Origin of the sequence: Actinoallomurus spadix (assembly GCF_024055725.1) — a bacterium.
GTDB lineage: Bacteria > Actinomycetota > Actinomycetes > Streptosporangiales > Streptosporangiaceae > Actinoallomurus > Actinoallomurus spadix.
In genome coordinates, this window is record NZ_JAMXMX010000007.1 from 209,843 (window position 1) to 229,142 (window position 19,300).

Here is a 19,300-nt window from a genome sequence, read left to right on the forward strand (position 1 = left end):
AACGGATCAGGTTCGCCCAAGCAGGTTCCGGGAGCCTTTGGCGGGTGAAATCCCTCCTCCGACGTCGTAGCGTGCTCGTCAACGGCGCTCTGGCCGTTCTGCTCGTGGGCGGGGCCGGGGTCGCGTACTTCTCGTTGAGCGATGACGCGGGTGCGTCGTCCCCGGGCCGGACCGTCCAGGTGAGCCGTGGCACGATCGTCGCCTCCGTCTCGGCCTCCGGCACGGTCGCCAGCGCCCGCTCCCAGGACCTCTCCTTCGCGACCAGCGGCACGGTCGACAAGATCAACGTGCAGGTGGGCGACAAGGTCAAGAAGGGCCGCGTCCTGGCCACCGTCGACGACGCGGGTGCCAGGGACGACCTGGAGGCCGCGCGGGCCGCCCTGGACGCCGCCGAGGCCGGTGACACGTCGACCGCCTCGGGATACTCCTCCTACATGCAGGCGAAGGCGTCCTACAACAACGCCAAGCGCGCCCTCGACGGCACCGAGCTCGTCGCCCCCTTCAACGGCACCGTCATCACGGTCAACGGCACCGTCGGCGGATCGTCCAGCGGTTCGAGCGGTTCGAGCGGTTCGTCCGGTGGCTCGTCCTCGGGTTCGGGCGGCTCGGGCGGCGGTGGCGGGTCCGCCGGCTCGTCGGGTTCGGCCGGTTCCACGGGGTCGTCGAGCGGTTCCGGCGGCGGGTTCATGACGATCGCCGACACCTCCAGGCTGGTGGTCACCGGCAACTTCACGGAGGCCGACGTCGCCAAGCTCAAGAAGGGCCAGGAGGCGACCGTGACGTTCGACGCCGTCCAGAACGCCCAGGCGTCCGGCAAGGTCACCGCCATCGACCAGACCGCGACCACGTCGAACAACGTCGTGCAGTACGGCGTCACCGTCTCGCTCACCGATCCGCCCGCCGGGCTGCGCATCGGTGCGACCGCCACGGTCCGGGTGACGACCGCGCGGGCGCAGAACGTGCTGTACGTGCCGACCGCCGCCGTACGGACCGCCGGTGGCCGCAGCACCGTGACCGTCCTGCAGAGCGGCAGGCAGGTGCTCCGGGTCGTGCAGGCCGGTGTCCAGGGCGACCAGGGCACCGAGATCAAGTCCGGGCTGAACGAGGGCGACCAGGTCCTGATCGCGGTCGGCTCGACGGCGGGCACCGGCGGATTCCCCGCGGGCCGCTTCCCCGGCGCCGGCGGTGGTGTCGGTGGCGGTGGCGTCGGCGGCGCTCGCGGCGGAGGCCGGGGGTGACGACCGTCCTCGACGTCCAGGACGTCACCAAGGTGTACGGCGCTGGCGACACGGCCGTGCACGCGTTGCGCGGTATCCGCCTCACCGTCGACGAGGGCGACTACGTGGCGATCATGGGCGCGTCCGGTTCGGGCAAGTCGACCCTGATGAACATCCTGGGCTGCCTCGACGTCCCGACCGGCGGCCGGTACCTCCTCGACGGTCTCGACGTCGGCGCGCTCGACGACCGGCGGCTGGCCGTCCTGCGCAACCGGCGCATCGGGTTCGTGTTCCAGTCCTTCAACCTGATCCCGCGGATGAGCGCGCTGGCCAACGTCGAACTGCCGCTCGCGTACGGCGGGGTGAAGGCCCCGGAAAGGCGGCGGCGGGCGCTGGCCGCGCTGGCGCAGGTCGGCCTCGCCGATCGCGTCGGCCACGAGCCGAACGAACTGTCCGGAGGCCAGCAGCAGCGCATCGCCGTCGCCCGCGCGCTGGTGACCTCCCCGGCGCTCCTGCTGGCCGACGAGCCCACCGGGAATCTCGACACGCGCTCCACGGAGGACGTCCTAGGCGTGCTCGACCGGCTCAGCGCAGACGGCCGCACCATCGTGCTGATCACCCATGAGGACGACGTCGCGGCCCGTGCCAAGCGGGTGATCCGGCTCGTCGACGGCCGTGTCGTCGAGGACCGGCGCGCGGCGCCCGTGGCCGGCCCGCCGCCCGGGCCGGCGGAGGCGGAGGTGCGGAACCGATGACGCTGGAAGTCCTCAGGTTCGCCCTGCACGGGCTGGCCGCCAACAAGCTGCGCAGCGGCCTCACCACCCTCGGCATCCTCATCGGCGTCGGAGCGGTGATCATGCTGGTGGCGGTCGGGAACGGCTCGTCCCAGCAGGTGCAGAAGAACATCGAACGCCTCGGCACCAACACCCTGACCGTCATGCCGTCCACCTCGGGCGGCCGCGGCGGCGGGGGCGGCGGACTCGCCCGGCTGCTGCGCGGCGGCTCAGGGGGAGCGGCGCAGCAGACCGGGCCCCGCGCCCAGGCGAAGAACCTGACCGTCGATGACGCCCGCGCGCTGGCCGACGCGAAGAGCGCCCCCTCGGTGAAGAGCGTTTCGCCGGTGGTGACCGCGTCGTCGGCGAACGCGACGTACGAGGGGACCGCCCACGCGATCCAGCAGTTCGTCGGCACGTACCCGGCGTACTTCGAGGCGTCCAACGCCCCGGTGGCCCGGGGCACGTACTTCACGGCCGACGACGTACTGAACGGCCGCAAGGTCGTGGTCATCGGGAACACGGTCGCCGAGGACCTGTTCGGCACCGTCGACCCCGTCGGGAGGCAGATCACCGTCAGCGGCGTCAACTTCACCGTCGTCGGTGTGTTGAAGACCAAGGGCTCGTCCGGATTCCAGGACGCCGACGACGTCGCGATCGCGCCGTTGCCGGCCGTGCAGCAGAGCCTGACCGGGTACGGCGCGTTGAACCAGATCGTCGTGCAGGCCACGTCGCCCAAGGCGGTCGACACCGCGCAGTCCGAGGTGACCGGCATCCTGAACCAGCGGCACGGCATCTCCGGGTCCAACGCCGCCGACTTCCAGATCCTCAACCAGGCGACCCTGCAGTCGGCGATCAGCAGCAGCAGCCGGACGTTCACGGTGCTGCTCGGCGCGGTCGCGGCCATCAGCCTCCTGGTCGGCGGCATCGGCATCACCAACATCATGCTCGTCACCGTCACCGAACGGACCCGCGAGATCGGGATCCGCAAGGCCATCGGAGCGCCGAAGGGCGCGATCCTCGGCCAGTTCCTCGTCGAGGCGACCGTCCTCAGCCTCCTCGGCGGGCTGCTCGGCGTCGCGGCGGGCGTGATCGGCAGCCGGTTCACGGTCGTGGGAGTGCAGCCGGTGATCGTGCCGAGCTCGATCGCGCTGGCGCTCGGCGTGTCCGTCGCCATCGGGCTGTTCTTCGGCGGCTATCCGGCCAACCGCGCGGCCAAGCTCCGGCCGATCGAAGCACTTCGCCACGAATAGCACTTAGGGAGAGACTGTGCCTGGAACACGGCGCAAGGGCAGCGACGCACCCGTCGACGAGGTGCCACCGGAGGAACTGCTGCGCACCTCACCGTTCGAGGGTGACCTCGCCGAGGAACTGGCCGCGGCCAAGCCACGGAGGGACCGCCGGCTTCCCTCCGCCACGATGGCCCTGGCCGCCGGGGTGCTGGTCGTCGCCGGCTTCGTCGGCGGTGTGCAGGCGGACAAGCACTGGGGGAAGAAGCAGACCACCGCGGGATTTCCGCAGTTCGCCCGGAACGGCCAGGGCGGAGCCGGTCTCCCCGGCGCGGGCGGCGGCCGCCTCGGTGCCTTCGGCGGAGGCGCGCAGGGCGGGACGGCGGCGCGGAGCGGCGCCACCGGTCAGGGCGGCGCGGCGGACCAGAACGGCGCGGCGGGTCAGGGCGGCGCGGGCGGTCAGGGCGGCACCGCCGGTCAGGGCGGTGCGGGCGGCGGCGCGGGCGGCGGTACCACCGGCACCGTCAAGCTCGTGGACGGCGACGTCATCTACGTCCAGACGGCCGACGGGATCGTGCGCGTGAAGACCACCGGTGCCACGAAGGTCTCGGTGACCAAGAGCGCCAAGGTCAAGGACCTCAAGGCCGGCACCTCCGTGGTCGTCCAGGGCACTCCCGGCCAGGACGGCGGCGTCACGGCCACCACGGTGACGCAACGACCCTGACGCCACAGACCCCTGTCCCGCCTCTCACGGAGTGGGACAGGGATCGTACGGCTCAGCTCGCCGCGGGGCGGGGGGTGAAGGTCGGGAGCAGCGGTCTGCAGATCTTGAGCGCCGCGGCGACCTTCGGATCGGACGTCTTCAGCCCGCCGAGGTAGCGCATGCCCGGAGACGGACGGGCGCCCGGCGTACGGTTCGCGGCGGGCGGGCGCCCGGCACCGGGGGTCGGGGTCGGAAGCGTCACCCCGTGGTCCTTGAGGCAACTGCGGAACGCCTGCAGCTCCTGCATGCCCTGGCGCTGCCCCTGCGGGGCGAGCGACCGGCAGGCGTCCCGCGCCGCCTGGCTCACCCCGCCGAAGGAGCGGCCGAATCCGCCGCCTCCCTGCCCCGGCCGGCCGGAGGGCCGCCCGCTGGGGCGGGCGGTCGGGATGGTGGCACCGTGCTGACGAAGGCAGGCGGCGTACGCCGCGAAACCGCCGGCGCCCGACGCGCCGGCCGAACCGGAGGGTGAGGCGGCCGTCTTGCTGCCGGAGGATCCGCAGCCGGCGCAGACGGCGAGCGCGGCCGCCGAGGCCAGCATCGCTCCGCCGTGGAGGATTCGCATGGGCCGCGATGATGGCCGATCTTCCTGGAGCCCGCCTTCGGCCTACCTGAAAGCTTCCTTCATGACACGCCCGCCTGCGGACGTCGCGGCGCCGCCCACGGAACACCGGGAGCGCCGGGCACGTGAGCACGGCGCTTCGGCCGCCCCGGCTCAACGCGTCTCCGCACCCGGGACGGACGCATTGCGCGCCGGGCCCCTCCGGCCACGAGGGGCCCGGCGCGCGGCTCATTTCGCGGCTGGTCAGGCGGCGGTTCGGTCTCCGGTAGCGCGACGGCGCAGGCCGGCGTCCTTCAGGGCGGGCGGCTGGTACGCCATGTCGAGCTGGCCGACGTCGGTTCCGGGGGGCACGATCTCGTCAATGGCGTCCAAGAGCGCATCGTCGAGGACGGTGTCGGCGCCGGCGAGGAGGTCATCGAGGTGGGCCATGGTGCGTGGGCCGATGATCGCGGAGGTGACGCCGGGGTGAGCGATGGCGAACGCCACGGCCATATGCGTCATTTTGATCCCTGACTCCTCGGCGAGCGGGATCAGCCGCTCGACGACGTCGAGGCGGTTCTCGTCGCTGTAGTGCTTGAAGGATCCGCCGCGGTGCGTGGTCGGCTGCAGGCCCTTGCGATAGCGCCCGGTGAGCATGCCCTGGGCCAGCGGGCTCCACACCATGGTGCCCATGCCGTACTTCTCTGTGACGGGCAGAATCTCACGCTCGATGCCGCGGTTGAGGATGGAATAGGTGGGCTGCTCGGTGCGCAGGCGCTCGAATCCGCGGGCTTCGGCGATCCACTGGGCCTCGACGAGCGCGGAGGCGGGGAACGTGGAGGAGCCGATGGCGCGGACCTTGCCGCTGCGCACCAGATCGGTCATGGCGGACAGGGTTTCTTCGAGGTCGACCGTGGGGTCGAGGCGGTGGAGCTGGTAGAGGTCGATGTGGTCGGTGCCGAGCCTGCGCAGGGAGTCCTCGACCGCGGTCATGATCCAACGTCGGGAGGTGCCGCGCTGATTGGGGTCGTCGCCCATGGGGCCGTTGACCTTGGTGGCGAGGACGACGTTGTCGCGGCGCCCCTTGATCGCCTTGCCGACGATCTCCTCGGACTCGCCGCGGGAGTACATGTCGGCGGTGTCGATGAAGTTGATTCCGGCGTCGAGTGCCTTGTGGATGATGCGGATGGAGTCGTCGTGATCCGGATTGCCGATGGCGCCGAACATCATTGCGCCCAGGCAGTAGGGGCTGACCTGGATGCCGGTGCGGCCGAGCGTGCGGTACTTCATCAGGGTGTCCTCTATTGGGCTGCAGTCGGGGCGATAAGGCGATCGACTGATTGTCAGTCGAACTGATAATCAGCGTAGCGTACGCTAGTGCCATGTCGTCGATCGAAGACACCGACACTGACGTCGGCCCCGGCCCTCACCTGACATCCCGGCTGGCCTTCCTCCTCAAGCGTTCGATGCAGCGACTGTCCGCCTTGACCACCGAGGCGCTGGAGCCCTTCGGGCTCGACGACCGGCGGCTGGGCGTGCTGCTCCTGCTGGCCGACAGCGAGCCGCTGTCCCAGCAGCAGGCCGCGGAACGCCTGGGCATCGACCGGAGCACGATGGTGATCCACCTCGACGCCCTGGCCGAACAAGGACTGGTCATACGCCACCCCGACCCGAACGACCGGCGCCGCAACGTGGTCCTGCTGACCGAAAGAGGCCGCGACACCGTGGAGAAGGCCGTCGTAGCCTGCGAGGAGGCCGAGCGAGCGCTGCTCGCCCCGGTGGATGAGCCGGCTCGGGTGAACCTGCGCGAAGCACTGACGGCTGTCGAGAGGCACGCGCGTTCGCACCGCTCCCCGGCCCGCGTGCCCGATGGGGGCCGGCCCCGGTAGTCCGGGCGGATCACCGGGACCGGCCATGCCGGGGCGGGATCGATACGGTGTGAGGGTTCGCGGTCGGCTGCCCGGGCAGGTGACGCGTGAAACGCAGGACCACCCACTGACCGGGCGGGGCACGGTGAAGCCGGCCCCGGACCCGGACGTACGGACGCACCGACCACGGCGGGACCACAGATGAATCGACTCAAGGACGCCACGAGCCCGTACCTGCTGCAGCACGCGGACAACCCCGTCCACTGGTTCCCCTGGGGGGATGAGGCGTTCGAGGAGGCGCGCCGCAGGGACGTGCCGATCCTGCTGAGCGTCGGCTACGCCGCCTGCCACTGGTGCCACGTCATGGCGCACGAGTCCTTCGAGGACGAGGCGACGGCGCGGCTGATGAACGACCTGTTCGTCAGCGTCAAGGTGGACCGCGAGGAGCGCCCCGACGTCGACGCGGTGTACATGGAGGCCACCCAGGCGATGACGGGCCAGGGCGGCTGGCCGATGACCGTCTTCATGACGCCCGGCGGCGAGCCGTTCTACTGCGGCACCTACTTCCCCCGGCCGCACTTCCAGCAGCTTCTGCGGGCGGTGGCGCAGGCGTGGCGGGACAAGCGCGACGACGTGATCGCCCAGGGACAGAAGGTCGTCGAGGCCCTGTCCGGGCAGGCCGCGATCGGCGGCGAGGGCGCCCCGGCGCCGGACGTGCCGGAGACCGCGGTACGGGACCTGGCGCGGACGTACGACGAGGCGAACGGCGGGTTCGGCACGGCGCCGAAGTTCCCGCCGTCAATGGTGCTGGAGTTCCTGCTGCGCCACGCCGCGCGCGGCGGTGACGGCCTCGCGATGGCCGAGGGCACCCTGGAGGCGATGGCGCGGGGCGGCATGTACGACCAGCTCGGCGGCGGGTTCGCCCGGTACTCGGTCGACGCACGCTGGGGGGTGCCGCACTTCGAGAAGATGCTGTACGACAACGCCCTGCTGGCCCGGGTGTACGCCCACTGGTGGCGGCTGACCGGCGCTCCGCTCGCCCGCCGGATCGCCCTGGAGACCTGCGACTGGATGGTGCGGGAGCTGCGCACGCCGGAGGGCGGGTTCGCCAGCGCCCTGGACGCCGACAGTGAGAACGCCGACGGCCGTCCCGAGGAGGGCGCCTACTACGTCTGGACGCCCGGGGAGCTGACCGAGGTCCTGGGCGAGGAGGACGGGGCGTACGCCGCCGGGCTGTTCGGTGTGACCGAGGCGGGCACCTCCGAGCACGGGGCCTCCGTCCTGCAACTGCGCGCGGACGCAGGCGACGCCGAGCGGTACGCCCGGATCCGCGCCGCGCTGCTGGAGGCGCGGTCCCGGCGGGTCCCGCCGGGCCGCGACGACAAGGTCGTCGCCGCCTGGAACGGCCTGGCGGTCGCGGCCCTGGCCGAGTGCGGCGCGTACTTCGACCGGCCCGACCTCGTCGCCGCGGCCGGGGAGACGGTCCGGCTGCTCCGGGAGACCCACTGGCGGGACGGCCGGCTGCTGCGGACCTCGCGCGCCGGCAGCCCCGGAACGAACGCCGGAGTCCTGGAGGACTACGCCGACCTCGCCGAGGGGCTCCTCGCGCTGTACGGCGTGACCGGCGAGCCCGGCCACGCGGGGTTCGCCGGTGAGCTCCTCGACGTCGTTCTGGAGCGGTTCGCCGACGGGCAGGGCGGCTTCTACGACACCGCCGACGACGCCGAACGCCTGTGGAAGCGCCCGCAGGATCCGACCGACAACGCGACGCCGTCCGGCCGGTTCGCGGCGGCGGGCGCGCTCCTGTCGCACGCCGCGCTCACCGGCTCGGCGCGGCACCGCGAGGCCGCTCTGGCCGCTCTCGGCCCGGTGACGCCGCTGGCGCAGCGGCACTCGCGCTTCGCGGGCTGGGGTCTCGCGGTCGCCGAGGCGGCCCTCGCCGGTCCGCTCGAGATCGCCGTCGCGGGTCCGGCGGAGGATCCGCGTACCCGGGACCTGCACCGGGCCGCGCTGCTCAGCCCGCTGCCCGCCGTCGTCGCCGTCGGCTCCGGGGTGCCCCTGCTGGACGGCCGGTCGCCGGTCGACGGACGCCCCGCCGCGTACGTCTGCCGCGACTTCACGTGCCGGCTCCCGGTCACCGAGGTCGGCGCCCTCCAGGAGCAGATCCGGACCACCGCCGGGCGGTGAGCGGCCTGCCGTCCTGCGGTGGGCGGGTGGTGAACGGGACCGCCGCCGTGCGGTGCGTGCCTCCCATCCTGCGGTGAGCGGGTGGGTGAACGGGCCGCCGCCGTGCGGTGCGCGGCCCGCCCGGCGGGCCACTCATTGGAACTCCTGTCAATAAAGATCGGCCGTGGGCTTGATCTTTGCTTTACGGACGTGTTACCTCAGAACAGCGCCCGCCTGCCAACGGGCGAACACCAGTGGCTTATGTGGCGTATGGGCATCTGGACGACCATCGCCGTCGTAGGTCATAGTCGTACAACGCACTGGGGACGAGGGAGGGCGCCGTGCGCTGGGCGAGCCGCCGCATGCTTCCGACGGTCGTTGGCGTTTCGCTGGCCACCACCATCGCCGCGGACCTGGCGATGGTGATCGCCGGGCCGTTCCACCCTCCGTCCCTGCGGCTCCCGGGTGGGCAACTCGTGGCCGCGGCGGACAGCACGAGCTACCACGTCGCGGCGCTGCAGAAGACCATCACGCCGCACCTGCTGGTCGCCTCCGCGCAGACGCTGCCCGCCGACGCGATCGAGAAGGTGCGCCAGGTGAAGGGCGTCAAGGACGTGGAGGTCGTCGACGCGGCACGGGCGTACGTCGGCGGCAAACGCGTGGGCGTGCTGGGCGTCGAGCCGTCGACGTTCCGCGCCTACACGCCCCAGGCGAGCGCCAAGTCCGACGCCCTGTGGAACAACATCGCGGGCGGCGACGTCGCGATCTCCTTCACGATGGGGCAGGACGGCGGCATCCCGCTGGCGTCCCAGACCCGGATCGGCGGGAAAGACCACCAGACGTCCGTGCGCGTCGGTGCCTACGCCACGATGGGCATCGACCAGGTCGACGCCGTGGTCTCGCACTACACCGCGCAGATGATCGGCATGCCGTCCGGCAACGCCCTGCTCGTCAGCGCCCCGCACGCGAACCTCACCAAGCTCCGCGGGAAACTGGCCGAGCTGCTGCCCAAGGGCACGAAGACGGCCACGCTGGAGTCCCGGTTCGACGGCCCGACCGTCCCCGGCGGCACCTCCGGCGCGCCGGGCCGCGTGATGACGGCCGAGCAGGTCAACACGGTCATCCGGGCCGCCGAGTCCAAGATCGGCATGCCGTACGTCTGGGGCGGCGAGTCCGACCGTGAGGGCGGCTACGACTGCTCCGGCCTGGTCCAGTACGCCTTCGCCCAGGCCGGCATCAAGATGCCGCGCACCGCCGACATCCAGGCCTTCGCCGGCTGGCGGCTGCCGTACAGCCAGGCCCAGCCGGGTGACCTGCTGACCTGGAAGAACGACCCGACCTTCAACGGCGTCTCGCACATCGCCATCTACCTCGGCAACGGCAAGATGGTCGTCGCGCGGCACACGGGCACCCTGATCCAGATTCAGAACGTCTACCTGAGCAACTTCTGGGGCGCCATCCGCGTCAACCCGCAACTCGCCGCCACCAAGGCCTGACCCTTCTCCTCGAAGGTACCCGGCATCACAGCGGGCAGCCGGCGGTGAGGAAGTCCAGGCCGCGGTCGAGCAGCGCCAGGATGTCGCCCTCGCCGTCGTTCTCCACCCAGGTCAGGACGGCCGTCTCCCAGACGGCGATGACCGCGGCGCCGAACGCCCGCAGCTCGAAGTCGCCGACCGGACGGTCCAGCCGGTCGGCGAGGGCCGCGACGATCCTGTCCTGGGTCTCCCGGGTCTGCTCGCCCTGACGGGCGCGCAGGGCCGGGACGGCGAGCATCAGGCGGCTCCGGTCGAGAATCCGCTGCCGGTCCGAGGCCAGCATGTCGCCGATGAGGTCGTGGAGGACGTTGCGGAGCGCCTCCGTCGGGGACAGCTCCGGAGGCTGCGTGCGGAAGGCCTCGAGGATGAACGGGTCGTACTCGTCCGTGAGGACGGTGTCCTCCTTGGTCGGGAAGTAGCGGAAGAACGTGCTGGGGGACACCTCCGCGGCCTCGGCGATCTGCTCGACGGTCGTGGCGTCGTACCCCTGTTGCAGGAAGAGCCGGAGCGCGTGCTCCTGGATGGACCGCCGGGTCTTCAGCTTCTTCCGTTCCCGCAGGCCGAGGCGTTGTTCGAGGGACCGTTCAAGCGGAGACGTACTCATGTGCTGATTGTCCGTTACCCGCGGGCTCATCGGCACCTCGACGCGGCAGGAGGATCACGGCGAGCAGCGCGGCGACCACCATGGTCCCGGCCCCGGCCAGCAGCGTGAGGTCCATGCCGTGGGTGAACGCCGCCCGCGCCGAGTGCAGGAGCCGCGGGTCGTGCAGCCGCTCGGCGACCGCGAGGCCGCCCCCGACCTTGCCCCGGGCGGCCTCGGCCGCCGCGGGTGGCAGCCCGGTGACGTCCACGCGCCCGCGGTAGCCGGAGGACAGGACGCTGCCCAGGACGGCCGCGCCGAACGCCCCTCCCACCAGCCGGATGGTCATGAGGACGGCGGAGCCGACGCCCGCCTGCTCGGCTGACAGGGCGCCCATCGCGGCGTTCATCGAGGCGGGCAGCATCAGCCCCATTCCCAGGCCCGCGATCGTCAGCCAGGTCGCCGCGAGCCCGTAGCCCGATCCGGTGGTGGTCGTCGCGCCGAGGACGAACCCGGCGGTGACCAGCAGGCCGCCGGTGACGATGGTGCGGCGCGGGCCGATCCGCTTGACGAGCGGGGCCCCCAGACGGGAGGAGGCGATGAGGCCGCCGATCAGGGGCAGCAGCCGCAGCCCGGATCCGAGCGGGGTCGTTCCCAGCACGGCCTGGAAGTACTGCGGGACGACGAAGAGGACACCGAACATCGCGAAGGTCAGCAGCGTTGCCGGCACCGTCCCGCCGGTGAACCGCCGGTCGGCGAACAGGCGCAGGTCGATCAGTGGATGGGCGACGCGCCGGGTCCACGTGACGAAGGCGGCGAGGGCGATCGCGCCGGCCGCCAGCACGCCCCACACACCGGGACTCGACCAGCCGTACTCGTCCTCCTGGATGGTGCCGTACACGAGGGCGACCAGACCGCCGGTCGACAGCAACAGGCCGGCGAAGTCCGGCCGGGGCGCGGAGGAGGACCGGGACTCCGGGATCAGGATGAGCCCCAGGAGGAGCGCGACCGCCGAGACCGGGATGTTGATCAGGAAGATCGAACCCCACCAGAAGTGGTCGAGCAGGTACCCGCCGATGATCGGGCCGAGGGGGAGGCCCAGGAACGACGCGGCCGCCCAGGCGCCGAGGGCCTTCGGCCGCTCCTCGGGCGGGAACACCACGAGCAGCACCGACATGGCCAGTGTCGTGATGGCCGCCGAGCCGACGCCCATGAGCGTGCGGGCGGTGATCAGTCCGGCAGGGCCGGAGACCAGCGTGGCGACGAGCGAGCCGAGGAGGAACACCGCCACGCCGGTGAGAAGGGTCTTCTTCCGGCCGTACCGGTCGCCGATGAGCCCGGTGGGGATCAGCAGGGTCGCCGAGACGAGCGTGTACGAGGCGACGATCCACTGCAGCGCGCTCGTTCCCGCGTTGAGCTGCGCGGACAGCGTGGGGAGGGCGACGTTGAGCGCAGTGAGGTCGAGGCCGACGGCGAGCAGGATGACGACGAGGGCGCCGAGCACCCACCATCGCCGGCTGTCGGAAGTGGTCATGACAGTAGCTTCCTATTGGTTGACGCACTGAATTGATAGTAACTATCAGAACGCTGTAACTGTCAACCCTGAGGAGACCTTGGCGGGCACGGGGAGCTGTGTAATCATGATTACATGACTACGACCGAAGGCGCGGAGGAGAAACTCCGCGAGTGGTTCGCCGGCCGGTTGCCCGAGGATTGGTTCGACGGGCCGCCCCGCGTCGTCCTCGACCGCGAGGAGATCAGCGTGATCGGCCGGCTGGCCGAGCCCGGCGTTCCCGAGGGTGCCTCCGAGGCCGAGCGGTCCGAGGCCGTCGCCGACCTGATCCAGCGCTTCCGGGAGGACACCCGGGACCGCCGGGTCCGCATCGCGAAAGAGGCCGAGCACCGCTTCGCCCGCAAGGTCTCCTGGGGTGTCGAGTGCGGCGGCGAGAAGGTCATGTTCACCACGCTGTCGGTGCCGGTGATGACGAGGCTCCGCCAGCCGGAACGCAGAGTCCTCGACACGCTGGTCGACGCGGGCGTGGCGCGCAGCCGGAGCGACGCGCTCGCCTGGTGTGTCCGCCTCGTGGGCAAGAACGCCGACGAGTGGCTGGCCGAGTTGCGGGACGCGCTGTTGCACGTCGAGCGCGCACGGGCCGCCGGGCCCCAGGTCTGACGGCGGCGGGGCCCCGGGCCCGAGCCGGGCTGCCGCCGCCGGCTCGCCGGCCCGGCGCCTTAATCGAGAAAGCCGAAACGAACTCGAAACAAGGGAACAAGAAATGTGGTCCGGTCTAGGCCAAAGGTCTAATCCAGTGGTCTAATCCAAAGGTCTAAACCAATGCTCCGATAGGGACCTTCTCTGCGGTTGAGATCACTTTGCCGGGGGATGTTCAAAAGGCTGCTTGTGGGTACACTCACGAAATCCCGACATCAAACCATCGGGTGTCCCCGTGCGAAGGAGCGATCGTGGCGTATGAGGTCAAGGCCGGGTCGGTCGAGTGGAATCCGACCGCGGCCCGGCTGCGCGAACTCACCGAGAAGATGCCCAACTCCCAGGTGACCGAGTTCGGCAACGTGGTGGTCAAGGCCCGCGTGGACAGCCGCAGCGCCAAGTCCACCTACATCGTGGACGACTCGACCAACACCACCAAGCAGACGATCACTCGGGCCGAGTACGACCGCGTCGCCGCCGCGCAGGACGACCACCTCGCCGGGCGCGACGTAGTCGTGGTGGACGGCTACATCGGCAGCGACCCCGGCTTCCGTACGAGGGCGCGCCTGGTCATCGAGGCGTCGAACGCCAACATCGCCGGCATGCAGAAGCAGTTGTTCTACCCGGTCGACGAGGACTACGACCCGGCGACGTGGGAGCCCGACACCACGGTGGTGTACACCCCGAACCTCCCGATGGAGGGATACCCGAACGACCGGCTCATCGCGGTCGACCTCAACGCCGGCATCACGCGGGTCTTCAATTCGGACTACTTCGGGGAGTCCAAGAAGGGCGGCCTGCGGATGTGGAACAACATCGTTTATGAGCGCGGTGGCCTTTCTCTGCACGCGGGCTGCAAAGTGATCCCGGTGGGCGGCGAGAACAAGACGGTGCTCATCGTGGGCCTGTCCGGCACCGGCAAGACGACGACGACTTTCACCACTCAGCTCGGCAGTAAGCCCGTGCAGGACGACTTCATCGCCTTGATGCCGGGCGGTCGCGTCTACACGACCGAGAACGGCTGCTTCGCCAAGACCTTCGGCCTCGATCCGGAATTCGAGCCGACCATCTACCACGCCACGGTGAAGCCCGACGCCTACCTCGAGAACGTCTCGGTCGACGCGGACGGCAAGGTCGACTTCTTCGACACCTCCTACACCAAGAACGGCCGGACCACGTGGCCGTTCAAGTACGTGGACCCGTGGCCGGCCGACAAGGTCGAGCCCGCCGAGTTCCTGCTCATCCTCAACCGCAACGAGAACATCGTCCCGGGCGTGGCCCGGCTCGACCGGGCGCAGGCGGCCGCGTACTTCATGCTCGGCGAGACGACGGGCACGAGCGCCGGCGGCAAGGACGAGGACGGGAAGTTCCTGCGCGTGCCGGGGACGAACCCGTTCTTCCCGCGCGACATGGCCGACATGGGCAACCGGATGCTTGAACTCCTCGACAGCCACGAGTTGAAGGTGTTCGTCCTCAACACCGGTCGCGTCGGCGGCGGCGAGGGCGACGACCGCGGCAAGAAGGTCAAGATCCCGCACTCGTCGGCGATCGTGCAGGCCATCGTCGAGGGCACGATCGAATGGGAGGACGACCCGGACTTCGGGTACGAGATCGCGTCGTCCGTACCCGGCATCGACGACCTCGAGATCCTCCAGCCCCGGCGGCTCTACGAGCGGCAGGGCCGGATGGAGGAGTACGACGCCATGGTCGAGCGTTTGAAAGCCGAGCGCCGGGAATACCTCTCATCCTTCACCGGCCTGGACGAGGCGATCGTCAAGTCGATCGGCTGAGCCATCTCGGGGATGGGTACGCCCCGGCGGCGGGACACCCGCCGCCGGGGCGTTTCACGCCGTCCCGCGCGGGCCCTCCACGCCGGTCCTGCGGCGGACCACCCGCCGGGCCGCGGCGTTTCACGGCGTCCGCGCGAACTTCCCACGCCCGCCCTGTGGCGGCTCACGGGCCGGCCGGGGCGTTCCACACCGGCCCACCCGGGTCAGGGTCGGGTCAAGCATCACGCGACGTCTCGATCTGCGGCAAACGAGCAATCTACGCTTACCCATGTGGGAGAACTACGCTGCGTCGACGGATCGCGGCTTGAGGTGATCATGGTTCCGGTCCGCGACCGGGCGGGCACCCCGTACGAGGTCACGCTCGAACTGCGGGTCGACGGCCGGTCGTTCGGCGTCGTGGGCGAGCGCTGTGGGTACTCCCTGGCCACGCTCGCCCGCCGGGTCGCCGACGCCCGCGCCGGCGGCTCACCGGTGGCCCGCGCCTGGCCCGACCCGGCGGATCGCTTCCCCGAGCCGGCGGCCGCCACGGCGCCGGGCGCCTCGGAGGATCATTGCTTCGGCACCCGGGAGCCCGAACTTTTCGCGTTCCGGCGCCGGGACCGCGCGGACACCCCCGGCACCGCCGAACTCCGGTGCACGCTGCGCACGTCGTACGCCTGGCTGTCCGCCCCGGATCACCACGGCGGCGAGTGGCGGCTGTCCCGGCGCGCCGTCGTCGAGGCATGGGGGCCGGAGGGCCACGGCGTGCGAGCCGTTCTGACCTCGGCCGAGCTCGCCGACCTCCTGACGACTCTGGTGGTCGAGGCGCGGCTCGTGGGCGCCGATTACCGAGACGTCCTCACGAGTTCACCGGTAAGCGCCCGGCATGCCCCGTCTGGGGCGATAATTGACTGCTGATCCCCCGGCGTCGTCGACGAAGAAGGTGCGAGCAAATGGGCTTGCGGGACCTGGTCTACAAGCTTTACGAACGACGGCTTGAGACGAGGCTCCGCCCGGACACCGCGCCGCGCCACATCGGGGTGATCCTGGACGGCAACCGCCGGTGGGCGCGATCGATGGGGCACAGCGACGTCGCCACCGGGCACCAGCGGGGAGCCGACAAGATCTCCGAGCTGCTGCAGTGGTCGCAGGAGACGGGCGTCGAGGTGGTCACGCTGTGGCTGCTGTCGACCGACAACCTCTCCCGGCCGGCGCAGGAGCTGGATCCGCTGCTGGCGATCATCGAGAAGACCGTGGAGGATCTGGCCGCTCAAGGCTGGCGTGTCCAGCCGGTCGGCGCGCTCGACCTTCTGCCCGACAAAACCGCACGTGTGCTGAAGCAGGCCGCCGAAAGCACATCTGACGCTCCTGGTCTGATTGTGAACGTCGCGGTTGGGTATGGAGGTAGGCGTGAGATCGCTGATGCGGTGCGCTCACTCCTGCACGAACACGCGAGCAGGGGCACCAGCATCGAGGAACTGGCCGAGTTCCTCGATGTGGAGCACATCGCGGAGCATCTGTACACCCGCGGCCAACCCGACCCGGACCTGGTCATCCGGACGTCGGGAGAGCAGCGCCTGTCCGGCTTCATGCTCTGGCAGAGCGCCCACTCGGAGTTCTACTTCTGCGAGGCCTTCTGGCCTGACTTCCGCAAGGTCGACTTCCTGCGGGCGATTCGTTCCTACGCCGCGCGGCATCGGCGCTACGGCTCGTGAACCCTTCGTAGAGCGTTCCCGAACGACCGGTTTCGGCCGGTCGAGCACTCGGTGCGCGTCTGTTCTCGGGTGGTTCTCCCGGCCTAGCGTCGTATCAGGTCCCCCCGAGGAAAGGGCGCTTTCCCAGGCGACCCGCCTGGGCAGGCGCCCGAAGGAGAACGAGTGGCCACACTTGCCGCCACCCGGCGCACGTACGTCCTCGACACCAGCGTTCTGCTCGCCGACCCCGGGGCGCTGACCCGGTTCGCCGAGCACGAGGTCGTACTCCCGATCGTCGTGATCACCGAACTCGAGGCCAAGCGCCACCACCCGGAGCTCGGCTACTTCGCACGGAACGCCCTCCGCACCCTGGATGACCTGCGGGTCGCCCACGGACGACTGGACGAGCCGCTGCCGATCGGCGACGAGGGTGGAACGGTCCGAGTCGAGCTCAACCACTCCGACCCGTCGATCCTGCCGGCCGGCTTCCGGCTCGGCGACAACGACACCCGGATCCTCACGGTGGCGCTGGCGCTGTCCCAGGAGGGGCACGACGTCGTGCTCGTGTCGAAGGACCTGCCGCTGCGGGTGAAGGCCGCGTCGGTCGGCCTGGCGGCGGAGGAGTACCGCGCCGAGACGGTGGTCGAGACGGGCCACACCGGCATGGCGGAGCTCGAGGTGGCGGCCGATCAGCTGGAGGAGCTGTACGACGCGGGGCGGCTGGAGCTCCCGGAGGCCCGCGACCTGCTGTGCCACACCGGGCTACGGCTGATCTCGGCCGGCGGCTCGGCCCTCGGGCGTGTGCTGCCCGACAAGTCCGTACAGCTCGTACGCGGCGACCGTGAGGTGTTCGGCCTGCGCGGGCGGTCGGCGGAGCAGCGGATCGCGCTGGACCTGCTCATGGACGAGGACATCGGCATCATCTCGCTCGGCGGACGGGCCGGCACGGGCAAGTCGGCGATGGCGCTGTGCGCCGGCCTGGAGGCCGTCCTCGAACGCCGCAGCCACCGCAAGGTCGTGGTGTTCCGGCCGCTGTACGCGGTCGGCGGGCAGGATCTCGGCTACCTGCCCGGCACCGAGAACGAGAAGATGTCGCCGTGGGGCCAGGCGGTGTACGACACGCTGTCGGCGATGACCACGCCCGAGGTCATCGAGGAGGTCCTCGACCGCGGCATGCTCGAGGTGCTGCCGCTGACCCACATCCGCGGCCGTTCCCTGCACGACTCGTTCGTGATCGTCGACGAGGCGCAGTCGCTGGAGCGCGGAGTGCTCCTGACCGTGCTGTCGCGCATCGGCACCGGCTCGCGCGTGGTGCTCACCCACGACATCGCGCAGCGTGACAACCTGCGCGTCGGCCGCCATGACGGCGTCGTCGCGGTGGTCGAGAAGCTCAAGGGCCACCCGCTGTTCGCCCATGTGACCCTGACCAGGTCCGAACGGTCGCCGATCGCCGCTCTCGTGACCGAGACGCTCGGCGACGTCGGCGTCTGATCGGGCCGGCCGATCCCTGCCGGGGCTCCCTCGCTTCCATCGGGGGAGCCCCGTTCTTCGTCACCGTACGAAGTTTCGCGTGCCGGGATCGTTGCATGTGACCAACGTCACATAACGATCGTGCTACTGCCCGAACTCCCGATTGACGTGGGTATTCGGGGTGTTGTGTCCAGTGTGACGCGATTAGTCGTGAGATCAGTCACGCCATTCCGGTTGCGGAGTACCCCCCGTCTTAATGCAGTGTGGTCCGCCGTAAGCACTCCTGCGGGACACCTCCCGGTCCCGGCGCGTCCCCCTGCGCCGTACCCCGAGAGGAGACGCCCGCCCAGGGTGCCGCGCCGGAGACCGCGACGGCACCGGGGGTGAAGGTACTCGTACGCGTGCCCATGCGCGTGCGACCGTCGGAAGGACCGCCTTGTACGGAGACCGTTTCGGGTCCCCCGGGCGAGACGATCGACAAGACGGCACCGAGCCCCACGGACCGTGGGACGACGCTCGTTTCCCCCAAGACCACCCCGCGTCCGACGACGTCAAGGTGGCGGGTTCTCCCCTCGCGCCGCAGCCCGAGCGGCCGGATCTCTCGGGTGCCACTTCTGCGATGCCCATCCCGGAGACGGCCGAAACCGCTCCGGTCGATGACCTCGAAGCCACCCGCCACGACTTCGGCGGTCCCGTTCCCGGCGGCCCGACGCCGCCGAACGGCCCCGGTTCCGCCGGGGGCGACGACTTCGCGTCGATGCGCCGCAAGCCCCGCCCCTCCGGCAAGCTGCTCAAGATCGGGGCGATCGCCGCGGCGGCCGCCGTGGTCGTCGGCGGCGGCACCGCCGCCTTCGCGCTCACCGGAGGCGACTCCGGAGCCGCCAAGCAGTCCGCCGAGCCTCCCGCCCAGCAGGTGCAGGCCGAGGCGCAGCAGCCGGCTCCGATGACCGAGAAGCAGCGCAAGAGCCTCGAGACGGCGCGCCGCAAGGAGCTGCAGAAGCGCGCTCTGCGCGCCGCCCGGACCGAGAAGGACCGGCCCTCGCTGCTGGCCAAGGGCGAGCCGATCCCGACCAAGACGTCGACGCCCACCCCGGCCGGGGGCAGCGCGGGCAACCCCGTGCCGGCGAGCGAGGCCCAGCGGATCGCGAAACAGCTGCTGCCGAGCTACGGCTTCGACCCGAGCACCCAGTTCGGCTGCCTCGTGAACCTGTGGAACCGCGAGAGCGGCTGGCGGGTGCACGCGGCGAACCCCTCCGGCGCGTACGGCATCCCGCAGGCGCTTCCCGGCTCGAAGATGGCCAGCGCCGGGCCCGACTGGCAGAACAACGCCACCACCCAGATCAAGTGGGGCCTCGGCTACATCAAGAGCCGCTACGGCAAGCCGTGCGGCGCCTGGGCGCACTCCCAGAGCACCGGCTGGTACTGACGGATCCTCCCGGCCCGGCGGCCACGGGCCGCCGGGCCGTACCCGCAGGCTCCCCACCGAACG

The 19,300-nt window shown here is 70.8% G+C and carries 17 protein-coding genes; 13 read left to right on the forward strand and 4 right to left on the reverse strand.

Going from position 1 to position 19,300, the window contains the following annotated elements:
* The first annotated feature begins 44 nt into the window (after window positions 1–44).
* The 4 genes from NE235_RS12605 to NE235_RS12620 are packed head-to-tail and all read left to right on the forward strand — an operon-like array spanning window position 45 to window position 3,943.
* A complete protein-coding gene (locus tag NE235_RS12605) occupies window positions 45–1,238 on the forward strand; it encodes an efflux RND transporter periplasmic adaptor subunit (RefSeq protein WP_252802141.1) in 1,194 nt (397 codons plus the stop codon).
* Complete coding sequence (locus NE235_RS12610; protein WP_252802142.1) at window positions 1,235–1,972, forward strand: ABC transporter ATP-binding protein; 738 nt, start codon at window positions 1,235–1,237, stop codon at window positions 1,970–1,972. Before NE235_RS12605 ends, NE235_RS12610 begins: the two co-directional genes overlap by 4 nt.
* Window positions 1,969–3,243, forward strand: a complete 1,275-nt coding sequence (locus tag NE235_RS12615; protein WP_252802143.1) for an ABC transporter permease — start codon at window positions 1,969–1,971, stop codon at window positions 3,241–3,243. The genes NE235_RS12610 and NE235_RS12615 overlap by 4 nt, the downstream gene beginning before the upstream one ends.
* Before the next feature lie 16 nt (window positions 3,244–3,259).
* On the forward strand, window positions 3,260–3,943 hold the full coding sequence (locus NE235_RS12620) for a hypothetical protein (RefSeq protein ID WP_252802438.1): 684 nt from the start codon (window positions 3,260–3,262) through the stop codon (window positions 3,941–3,943).
* A 52-nt stretch (window positions 3,944–3,995) separates the two neighbouring features.
* Here NE235_RS12620 and NE235_RS12625 read toward each other — a convergent pair whose 3' ends face one another.
* Together NE235_RS12625 and NE235_RS12630 are read right to left on the reverse strand one after the other, a co-directional pair.
* Entirely contained in the window at window positions 3,996–4,544 is a 549-nt protein-coding gene (locus NE235_RS12625; RefSeq protein ID WP_252802145.1) for a hypothetical protein, read from the reverse strand.
* Between the two features lie 240 nt (window positions 4,545–4,784).
* Window positions 4,785–5,747, reverse strand: coding sequence for an aldo/keto reductase (locus NE235_RS12630; protein WP_406567568.1), 963 nt, complete (start codon window positions 5,745–5,747; stop codon window positions 4,785–4,787).
* 155 nt (window positions 5,748–5,902) lie between these two features.
* Between NE235_RS12630 and NE235_RS12635 the strand changes: the two genes are divergently transcribed.
* The 3 genes from NE235_RS12635 to NE235_RS12645 all read left to right on the forward strand — a co-directional run bounded on the left by NE235_RS12635 (window position 5,903) and on the right by NE235_RS12645 (window position 10,050).
* The gene (locus NE235_RS12635; RefSeq protein WP_252802148.1) at window positions 5,903–6,409 is read left to right on the forward strand and encodes a MarR family winged helix-turn-helix transcriptional regulator; all 507 of its coding nucleotides are present in this window, start codon (window positions 5,903–5,905) and stop codon (window positions 6,407–6,409) included.
* A gap of 180 nt (window positions 6,410–6,589) precedes the next feature.
* Entirely contained in the window at window positions 6,590–8,575 is a 1,986-nt protein-coding gene (locus tag NE235_RS12640; RefSeq protein ID WP_252802150.1) for a thioredoxin domain-containing protein, read from the forward strand.
* 320 nt (window positions 8,576–8,895) lie between these two features.
* Window positions 8,896–10,050, forward strand: a complete 1,155-nt coding sequence (locus NE235_RS12645) for a C40 family peptidase (protein WP_252802152.1) — start codon at window positions 8,896–8,898, stop codon at window positions 10,048–10,050.
* A gap of 25 nt (window positions 10,051–10,075) precedes the next feature.
* Here the strand turns inward: NE235_RS12645 and NE235_RS12650 are convergent, their stop codons facing one another.
* Both NE235_RS12650 and NE235_RS12655 read right to left on the reverse strand, forming a co-directional pair.
* Window positions 10,076–10,693 carry an acyl-CoA-like ligand-binding transcription factor gene (locus tag NE235_RS12650; RefSeq protein WP_252802154.1) on the reverse strand — a complete coding sequence of 206 codons (618 nt, stop codon included), beginning with the start codon at window positions 10,691–10,693 and terminating at the stop codon, window positions 10,076–10,078.
* Entirely contained in the window at window positions 10,674–12,203 is a 1,530-nt protein-coding gene (locus NE235_RS12655) for an MFS transporter (protein WP_252802156.1), read from the reverse strand. The genes NE235_RS12650 and NE235_RS12655 overlap by 20 nt, the downstream gene beginning before the upstream one ends.
* A 114-nt stretch (window positions 12,204–12,317) precedes the next feature.
* Between NE235_RS12655 and NE235_RS12660 the strand changes: the two genes are divergently transcribed.
* From NE235_RS12660 to NE235_RS12685, 6 genes are all read left to right on the forward strand, one after another.
* Window positions 12,318–12,842, forward strand: a complete 525-nt coding sequence (locus tag NE235_RS12660) for a hypothetical protein (protein ID WP_289848526.1) — start codon at window positions 12,318–12,320, stop codon at window positions 12,840–12,842.
* Between the two features lie 290 nt (window positions 12,843–13,132).
* Entirely contained in the window at window positions 13,133–14,668 is a 1,536-nt protein-coding gene (locus NE235_RS12665; RefSeq protein ID WP_252802158.1) for a phosphoenolpyruvate carboxykinase, read from the forward strand.
* A 270-nt stretch (window positions 14,669–14,938) separates the two neighbouring features.
* Window positions 14,939–15,565 (forward strand): hypothetical protein, encoded by a 627-nt coding sequence (locus tag NE235_RS12670; RefSeq protein ID WP_252802160.1) that lies wholly within the window; start codon window positions 14,939–14,941, stop codon window positions 15,563–15,565.
* Window positions 15,566–15,600: 35 nt separating this feature from the next.
* On the forward strand, window positions 15,601–16,362 hold the full coding sequence (locus NE235_RS12675) for an isoprenyl transferase (protein ID WP_252802162.1): 762 nt from the start codon (window positions 15,601–15,603) through the stop codon (window positions 16,360–16,362).
* A gap of 162 nt (window positions 16,363–16,524) precedes the next feature.
* Entirely contained in the window at window positions 16,525–17,832 is a 1,308-nt protein-coding gene (locus NE235_RS12680) for a PhoH family protein (protein ID WP_252802163.1), read from the forward strand.
* A 598-nt stretch (window positions 17,833–18,430) separates the two neighbouring features.
* Window positions 18,431–19,237: an aggregation-promoting factor C-terminal-like domain-containing protein gene (locus NE235_RS12685; protein ID WP_252802170.1), complete on the forward strand. Its 807-nt coding sequence runs from the start codon at window positions 18,431–18,433 to the stop codon at window positions 19,235–19,237.
* Window positions 19,238–19,300: the final 63 nt, after the last annotated feature.